Here is a 5,296-nt window from a genome sequence, read left to right on the forward strand (position 1 = left end):
TTGTGAAAAGGTCATGGATAGATTAAGGTTAGCTTAAATTGAATTGGTTATTTTAGAGGGGAAGTTTATGTTTAACACGACGAATGTATACATCTAACAGCTCACTTTTTAGAAATAAATAAATAAATAAATAAATAAATAAGTAAATAAATACAATTCATTAATGTTCTTGATTGAATAACTCGCCGAGCTTGAATACTATTAAGTTTCATCAATAAAGATTAATTTATTACTGCAAAAAATAAATACTCATCAAAAAGGAATGTGTAATGAAACCTGTTATTTTAGCTGGTGGTAATGGTAGCCGTTTATGGCCTAAATCAAGAGCTGCGTTACCTAAGCAGTTTTTAAGCCTAACAAGTGATTTGACTATGCTACAAGATACAATCGCCAGGTTAGATAGCTCGGGAGTAGAGCAACCAATAGTTATTTGTAATGATGCACATCGTTTTTTAGTTGCAGAGCAGCTTCGCCAGCAAGGCATTCAACATGGTGGGATCTTGCTTGAGCCGATGGGGCGAAATACAGCACCTGCTATTGCTTTGGCTGCATTGCATGCATCGCTAAATGGTGAAGATCCGATTTTACTTATATTAGCTGCCGATCATCTGATAAACGATGCGCCAGAATTTCATAAAGCCATTACTCAGGCCGAGGCGTTAGCTAAACAAGACAAATTAGTCACTTTCGGTATTGTGCCTGACTCGGCTCACACTGGTTACGGTTATATTAAACGTGGTGACAAAGTCGAGGGGGTTGACGTGGGGTTTGATGTGGCTAACTTTGTTGAAAAGCCTGATTTAGCGACCGCACAACAATATGTAGACTCTGGCGAGTTTTATTGGAATAGCGGCATGTTTATGTTTAAAGCAAGTCGTTACTTGCAAGAGCTTAAAAAATATTCACCAGAAATGCTGGAAATTTGTAAAAAAGCCATTGCTTCAGAATCTACAGATTTGGAATTTGTGCGAGTGGATGCTGATGTGTTTGTCACTTGTCCTGATAATTCTATCGATTACGCCGTAATGGAAAAAACAGACGCTGCTTGCGTTGTGCCACTTGATGCAGGTTGGAGTGATGTGGGTAGCTGGTCTTCATTATGGGAAACGGCCAAGCAAAAAGATGCGCAAAATAACGTAGTTATCGGCGATGCCATACTTGATGGCGTGACAAATAGCTATATCAACTCGGAACAACGTCTTATATCCGTAGTGGGCTTAGATGATGTGGTAGTGGTCGAAACTAAAGATGCGGTGCTAGTGGCACACAAAGATAAAGTGCAAGATATAAAAAATGTAGTAAATCAACTTAAGGCGGAACACCGCCCTGAATGGGAATTCCACCGAGAAGTGTTTAGACCTTGGGGCAGTTACGACTCCATTGATAACGGTGAACGTTTTCAGGTAAAACGTATCACGGTAAAACCTGGCGAAAAACTTTCAGTACAAATGCATCACCACAGAGCCGAACATTGGATTGTGGTGTCAGGTACTGCAAAAGTCACGAATGGTGATCAGACATTACTGTTATCAGAGAATCAATCGACCTATATTCCAATCGGTGTAGTGCATGCGCTGGAGAACCCCGGTCGTATTGCGCTAGAACTTATCGAAGTGCAATCAGGCTCGTATTTAGGTGAAGATGATATTGTTCGTTTCTCCGACCGTTACGGCCGTGTTGAAGCCAAATAAACAGGCTTGATATCGACTTCTAAATAAGAGTATTTATGAAAATTACATGTTTTAAGGCGTATGACATACGCGGTAAATTAATCGAACAACTTGACGAACAAGTTGCTTATCGAATTGGTAAAGCTTTCGCTCAATATATGCAGGCAAAGACAGTAGTAGTCGGTGGAGATGTACGATTAACCTCCCAGCCGCTTAAACTTGCTTTGTCTGCTGGTTTAATCGACGGTGGCGCAACTGTGACAGACTTAGGTATGACTGGCACCGAAGAGATCTATTTTGCCACAAAACATCTTGCTGTTGATGGTGGTATTGAAGTCACCGCTAGTCATAATCCTATAGATTATAACGGTATGAAATTAGTTACCAATGACTCTAAACCCGTTAGCGGTGATACTGGCTTGTTTGATATCCGTGATTTAGCCGAAACTTATTCAGTTGATGACGTGCAAACAAGGCTCGAGTTTTATTCGAATGGTTTGGTAAGTGAACAGGCTTTCATTAAAGGCCAAGCGTCGGTCGAAGTGGATAAGCTCTTGGCAACCGAGCAGTATCAAAAGTTGGATAATATGCAGGCTTATGTCGCCCATATGTTGTCCTATATTGACGCTGCTAATATTACACCCATAAAATTGGTAGTGAACGCTGGTAATGGTGCAGCAGGCGATGCATTAGATGCGATTCAAAGTGGTCTAGAAGCGGCCGGTGTGCCGATTGAATTCATAAAAGTACATCATCAACCTGATGGCACTTTCCCCAATGGTATTCCTAATCCTTTATTGCCAGAGAGTAGGGCGGACACAGCAAATGCTGTTATCGAAAACTCAGCCAATATGGGTATCGCTTGGGATGGTGATTTCGACCGGTGTTTTTTGTTCGATGAAAAAGGTAATTTTGTTGAAGGTTATTATATTGTAGGTTTATTAGCTAAGGCCTTCTTAGATAAAAAGCCTGGCTCAAAAATTATTTATGACCCAAGAGTGTATTGGAACACCGAAGATATTGTTCTAAAAGCGGGCGGCATACCCATTAAAAGTAAAACTGGTCATGCCTTTATTAAAGAGCGGATGCGTGCTGATGATGCAATATATGGCGGTGAAATGAGTGCCCACCATTATTTCCGTGACTTTGCCTATTGTGATTCGGGCATGATCCCATGGTTGTTGGTAGCTGAGTTGTTATGTTCCACGCAAAAGCCTTTGTCGCAGTTAGTTGAAGAACGTATTGCTGCTTTCCCCTCTTCAGGTGAAATTAATAGCACACTGGCCGACCCTGACGCGTCCATTAAAGCTGTGCTGGAAAAATATGAAGCTAGTGCATCTGTAGTGGATTACACCGATGGTATCGGGTTAGAATTTGAAAATTGGCGCTTTAATTTACGTAAATCGAACACTGAGCCAGTGGTGAGATTAAATGTTGAGTCCAGAGCCGATATTGTTCTAATGGAAGAAAAAACCAAGGAATTATTGGCACTGTTAAAATAGCCGTATTTTCGGTGATTTGATTGGTCTGTAAAGCAATAAACTCGCTAATTAGCGAGTTTATTTATGCCCAAGCCTTTTGGGATATTAAGCTGATTTTTTATGTCTATACCAAATTCCCAATATTCCTAGGCCTAATAAAGCTAAGGCAGAGGGTTCTGGCACGGGTTCAGGATCTTCGGTAGGGGGGATTTTAGTGATAGTCACATTGCAAGGCGTTTTTTCATCGCCCCCTATACCATCGCCAGAACATGGGACCTTAGGATTTGAAGCATGTAAGTCATCTAGCGATACCAGAACGGATCCAATACCAGCTTGTGGGGTATCTTTATCTTGGTTAACACCAAAATTTTTGGGTAAAAGACTCGTAATATCAAATCCGGCACCAAATAGGTTACCGGTAATTTCTACTTCAATACCAAAATTGAAATCCCAATCGATCAGGTTTCCACCAATTTTGTTTCTATCTACATCTGCCAGCTTGTAACATACTTCTGCACTGCTAGTTTCATCACCACAATCCACTGTTTCTGGTGATTTTTCATAAAAGTCTTCCAGCGAACCAAAAAAGTCACCATCATTTAATAAACTGGAGTTATAGTTTAGGGTGGATAAGAAAGAGATTGATAGGCCGTTATCTGTAACCGCAATTTGATTGGGGGGGGTATAACTATTTAAGTCAAGTTTACTGTCGTTGACTTTATTCTCTTCAACTCCCTTTCTTGTATCTGAGGGGGCGCTAAGACCAGGTATTCTTGGGTCAAACTTTAGCGTGTGTGGTTCACCACTGCCATTAACAAACGATAAAGTGAAGTACTCACTTTTCATCGCTTTCTCAGCGTTCTCTTGTTTTGAGCCTTCCCAGCCTACAAGATAATCGTTAGCATCTAAAGGTGGAGTTGGAGTTGGACAACTTTTTTTACAGTCTTTTGCTTCTTCAGCATAAGACAAATCTTTAAAACCAAGAGGGTGCGCGATATACATATATTGTTTATTGCCGATAGTGGAAAACGCTAAAGTACCCCCTTCCGCTTTTTTTCCATTGCCTAGGTCATAATCAATAGCAAAGGAAATGTCGTATTCGCTCTCCACATAATGACCATCATAGCTGAAGTCAGTGACTGCATGTGTTGATAAGCTGCATAGTCCGGTAATGGCTGAAACTAATAACTTTTTCTTTAACATTTTATATACTTCTAGTTATAAAATCTTACATAGACATGTAAAGCAATATTTACGCCACAAATTTAATGTGATGTTTTCGTTGACTTTATTGAATAGTAATTATTATGAGTGTAAAAAAAGCTGACAAACAGAGTGTTTTTTATACCTAATGTTGTAAAAGGATTATTTGAGTTGTTTGAACCAAACTAACCCCAAGTAATCCCAATAACCGGTACTTATATTGAATTCATTAATGCTTGTGCTAAGTCCTTTTCAGCAAAGGGTAATTTGGTAGTCAGTACTTTTTTAAGCTGTTGTCTAGCGGCTTCCAGTTGTCCTGATTTAACTAAGTTGTAAGCAATATGATATTGAATGCTAGGGTGATGAGAGTTCATGGCAAACGCCTCTCTCAATAAATCTAAGCCCTCTATGTATTGACCTTGTTGTGTCAATATCCAGCCTTTTGTATCAATAAACATTGGATTAGATTGCGCAATGTCTAGCGCTTTGTTTATATAAGTTACTGCTGTTTTTGGGTCACTGATGGTCAACATACTGGCCAAGCTGTTATAGATATGTTCAATTCGAGGCAGTTGTGCTACTTTTTCTAGAATTAAGTAGTGCTGTTTAGCCAGTAATATGTCTCCTTGGAAATACAGAAAGTCGGCTAAAATATGGCGTTGAAAATGTGCAGTGGGGTATTTGTCAATTATGGCTCTTAAAGTACTAATAAATTTGTCGGCACCAACATTTTTGTCTTTTGCCAAGTTATAAAGCCTTATGACTGCTACTTGATAGTTGTTGTTTGAGTTTAGAGCTGATAAGTAATGAATTTGGGCTGATTGTAGTTGATTTTCTGTTTGCGCAATATCACCTAAAATAACTTGTATATTAGAGTTTTTCTGAATTATTTGAGGAATGCTTGATGATATTGTTTCAGCCTTGGTTATTTCCCCTATAGAG

At 39.5% G+C, this 5,296-nt stretch carries 4 protein-coding genes; 2 read left to right on the forward strand and 2 right to left on the reverse strand.

What is annotated here, in order from left to right; all coding sequences use genetic code 11:
* Positions 1-269: 269 nt before the first annotated feature.
* Both QZ562_RS19290 and QZ562_RS19295 read left to right on the forward strand, forming a co-directional pair.
* On the forward strand, positions 270-1,691 hold the full coding sequence (locus QZ562_RS19290; RefSeq protein WP_293763896.1) for a mannose-1-phosphate guanylyltransferase/mannose-6-phosphate isomerase: 1,422 nt from the start codon (positions 270-272) through the stop codon (positions 1,689-1,691).
* 35 nt (positions 1,692-1,726) lie between these two features.
* A complete protein-coding gene (locus QZ562_RS19295) occupies positions 1,727-3,172 on the forward strand; it encodes a phosphomannomutase CpsG (protein ID WP_293763899.1) in 1,446 nt (481 codons plus the stop codon).
* 84 nt (positions 3,173-3,256) lie between these two features.
* Here the strand turns inward: QZ562_RS19295 and QZ562_RS19300 are convergent, their stop codons facing one another.
* Together QZ562_RS19300 and QZ562_RS19305 are read right to left on the reverse strand one after the other, a co-directional pair.
* Positions 3,257-4,354: a PEP-CTERM sorting domain-containing protein gene (locus QZ562_RS19300; RefSeq protein WP_293763902.1), complete on the reverse strand. Its 1,098-nt coding sequence runs from the start codon at positions 4,352-4,354 to the stop codon at positions 3,257-3,259.
* Positions 4,355-4,569: 215 nt separating this feature from the next.
* Positions 4,570-5,296, reverse strand: a 727-nt coding sequence (locus QZ562_RS19305; RefSeq protein ID WP_293763905.1) for a tetratricopeptide repeat protein, incomplete at its 5' end; no start/stop codon positions are given.

It is taken from the genome of uncultured Paraglaciecola sp., assembly GCF_913058035.1.
GTDB lineage: Bacteria > Pseudomonadota > Gammaproteobacteria > Enterobacterales > Alteromonadaceae > Paraglaciecola.

Coding starts and splice junctions, on each gene's coding strand:
- QZ562_RS19300 (WP_293763902.1), bottom strand. CDS start 4,354: ATGTTAAAGAAAAAGTTATTAGTTTCAGCCATTACCGGACTATGCAGC.
- QZ562_RS19295 (WP_293763899.1), top strand. CDS start 1,727: ATGAAAATTACATGTTTTAAGGCGTATGACATACGCGGTAAATTAATC.
- QZ562_RS19290 (WP_293763896.1), top strand. CDS start 270: ATGAAACCTGTTATTTTAGCTGGTGGTAATGGTAGCCGTTTATGGCCT.